At 30.1% G+C, this 3755-nt stretch carries 2 protein-coding genes; both read left to right on the top strand.

Annotation, left to right across the window (positions count from 1 at the left end):
- The coding region (fahA, locus tag ACVC2P_RS00730) for a fumarylacetoacetase (protein WP_452596569.1) at nucleotides 1–1146 on the top strand (1146 nt) is incomplete at its 5' end.
- A gap of 102 nt (nucleotides 1147–1248) precedes the next feature.
- Nucleotides 1249–3432: a hypothetical protein gene (locus ACVC2P_RS00735; RefSeq protein ID WP_452596570.1), complete on the top strand. Its 2184-nt coding sequence runs from the start codon at nucleotides 1249–1251 to the stop codon at nucleotides 3430–3432.
- Nucleotides 3433–3755: the final 323 nt, after the last annotated feature.

The raw sequence follows: 3755 nt of genomic DNA on the forward strand, positions 1-3755 counted from the left end.
GCTATAGACCTAGGTGCATTGCATCAATTAGGCTATTTTGAAGGTATCCCGTTAACCGATGATATTTTTCTTCAAGATACTCTAAACGATTTTATTGCAGATGGTCGTAAAACATGGCGATTAGTTAGAAATAGAATTGCTGAAATTTTTGATGCAGAAAACCCTGTTTTAAAAGACAATAAAAAAAATAAAGAAATTGTTTTATTTCGTTTAGACGAAATTGAGATGCAACTTCCAGTAGAAATTGGTGACTACACCGATTTTTATTCAAGCATAGAACATGCTACCAATGTAGGTACTATGTTTAGAGATCCAGACAATGCTTTATTACCTAACTGGTTACACATTCCTGTAGGATACCATGGAAGAAGTTCTTCTATAATTCCCTCTGGAATACCCGTACACAGACCGCAAGGGCAAACGCTTCCTGCTGGAGCAGAAACACCTGTTTTTGGACCTTCAAAGTTAGTTGACTTTGAATTGGAAATGGCATTTATAACAACAGATGCAAACGATTTAGGAGAACCAATACCTATTGAAGAAGCAGAAGAGTATATTTTTGGCTTAGTTTTGTTTAATGATTGGAGTGCAAGAGATATTCAAAAGTGGGAATATGTGCCATTAGGCCCTTTCTTGGCTAAAAGTTTCGCTTCATCTATATCGCCATGGATTGTTACTCTAGACGCTTTAGAACCATACAGAGTAGACAGTCCAAAACCATTAAAGAAACAATTAAAATACCTACAACAAAAAGGAAAAAAGAGTTTCGATATTAATCTTGAAGTTGCAATACAACCAGAAAAAGCTAAAGAAACAGTAGTAAGTCGCTCAAATTTTAAATACATGTATTGGAGCATGGCACAGCAATTAACACACCATACAGTAAACGGTTGCCCTATAAATTCTGGTGACATGATGGGTAGTGGTACTATTTCTGGGCCAACACCAGACTCTTATGGTTCTATGTTAGAACTATCTTGGAGAGGCGAAAAACCATTAAAAATGAATGATGGCACTGAGCGTAAATTTATTAATGATAACGACACCGTTATTATGAGAGGTTACTGCGAAAAAGAAGGAACACGTATTGGTTTTGGAGAAGTTTCAACAAAACTATTACCAGTATTCAACCCTAAGAAAAAATAAGTTAATTCTTGTTAAATAAATTATAAACCCCTTATTTTTTAATAAGGGGTTCTTTTTTGGTATTATATTTGATAAAAAAAGCTAGTAATCAATATAGCCAAAATGAAAAAACTATTTACACTACTTGCCCTATTACTATTTAGTTTAGGGTCTTCGCAAGATGCGATCTCAAAAAAATCTGAAAAAATTATTAATAGTGAGTACTTTCATAAGTTTAAAATTGAAAAGTATTTTATTCATACCAATAAAACCACTTATTTCTCAGGAGAACAAATTTGGTTTAAAACTTATACTGTAGAAGATGGAAGCAATCTACCTTTTATAGAATCTACAAACTTACATGTAAACTTATATAACGATGCATTAGAGCTAGTACATAGCGAACTGGTCTATGTAGAAAACGGAATGGGATACGGGCAATTTGAGCTCGAAAAAGACCTTAAACAAGGACTATATTATCTACAGTTAGATTCTCAATGGAATAAAAACTTTAAAAAGAAAGCGCCACTTTTTAAAATTGAAGTTATCAACCTAAGTGAAGGTGATATTTTTTCAGACAATACACCTATACAAAAAGTAGAGTTTGCTAAAAATACGACAACGCCTTTTAGTATAAACAGAAATAAAGCTGTTGAAACACCACAAACTATTGCTTTTGAAATAAATACCTCTAGTGAAACGATTATAAACAAAAAACTTAAAAACAAATATCTTTTTGCAGTTTTACATAGAAACGGAGATTTAAAATCCATTCTTCCGTTACAGTTAAAAAAAGACAAGGTTTCTTATAAAATAGCCTTTGCAAAATCCGACCTTTTTAATGGTGTAAATATGATTGCGCTATTTACAGAAGATAAAAAAATAGTTTCAGAAAAATCTTTTTTTTGGAACGCTTATAACCCAATAGATATTGAAATTACAGAACGCTCAAAAACATACGATACGTTATCGCTTAATTTAAAAACATTTAATATTAGTAGTAAAGCTAATGTTAGTGTTTCTGTGCTACCAGAAGAAACAAAACTATACAAAAACAATAATAATATTATATCATCCTTTTTAATAGATCCTTACTTAAAAGCTAATAATTATGGAGCTGCAAATTTGCTGTCCAAAAAAACTATAAACACAAATAAATTAGATTACATCTCTAAAATAGCAACTACAGAAAACACATTTCCATATAAAGGTTTAACAACATCTAGTTTACATTACAAAAATGAAAATGGTATTAATATAAACGGTAAAGTTAATACCAAAATAGAGGATTTATCAAACTACACCGTTTTATTATCATCAAACGAAAATAAATTAACCGAAGTAAGTACTATCTCTAAAGACCATACCTTTAACTTCGATAAACTTAATTTTGAAAAATCGTCAAATTATAGTTTAGCATTAATTAATGAAAAAGGAAAAATAGAAAAAGCAACATTTTTTGTTTACAATAATTATGTCGATTATAGAGCAGATAATACGCTACCGCAAAATTTAGTTTATAAAAATAACGCACCTGTAGAAACAGAACCAACAAACAATGAGTACTCAAGCTTGCCAGAATACCAAGATGCAGAAGCTTTAGATGAAATATTAATAACTGCAAATAAAAAGAAAAAACAATTACAACTTAGGCAGACATTAGCCAAATACAATATTCTTGGTTTAGGCTCATCTAGAGTATACAAGCCAGAAGATTCAGGTTTTTCTAATGCCACTATTTTAGATTACTTACAAACATTACCTAGTACAACAGTAGTATATAATGCTTCAGGAGATATTTCTATTCAAAATAATAGAGGTGCAAGAACCATAAACGATACAGGACCTAGATTACTTAGTGTTACTGTAGATGGAGTATTATATACAGATTTAACCCTTTTATCTTTTAGAAGAGTAGAAGAAATAGAATATGTAGTTCTTAACATTAATGGTGCAGGTTACGGCCCATTATATCCAAATGGTGTAATACACCTTGTAACTCGTAAAGGAGAATCTGGAAAACCTATTGTAAACAACCCTAAAATTCAAAAATCTAAAATTGCATTTGGATTTAATGACTCTAAAACCAAATACGAAAAACCAGAATTACAATTCACAACCCAAAGCTCTATAGACAATTATAGCACCATAGATTGGGTTCCGAATTTTGAAATTACACCAGGTACAGACAATATTTTAAAAGTTAATAGACAAAATTATAACAATCTTAAAATAATTATAAATGGAATTACAGAAGACGGAAAACCTATTTATAAAGAACAAATTCTATCGCTTTCTAATCAATAAGTAGTTAGCAGAAAAACTTAAAAAAAACGCCTAAAATTAATTTTAGGCGTTTTTTTTAGTATTAAAACATATTTATTTGGCTTTGGCATACAAATTGGTTTGTAGCATATAATATAAATTTCAAAAATCAAAAAACAATCAAATAAATTACCATATAAACACATTTCATTTTTTAAATTTGAAAAATTATTGATGGTTCAATCAATTTCCCAAATAGGATATTTACTATGAAAAACATTACTCTAACATTAATAACACTAATACTTTTAACGGCTTGCGGAAGTACTAGTCGTATAGAAAAACAATTAACGACTGGTAATTAT

The organism is Pontimicrobium sp. MEBiC01747, assembly GCF_053601635.1.

What these genes read in the sequence shown, in the direction of transcription:
- ACVC2P_RS00735 (WP_452596570.1), top strand. Translation starts at nt 1,249, where the DNA reads ATGAAAAAACTATTTACACTACTTGCCCTATTACTATTTAGTTTAGGG.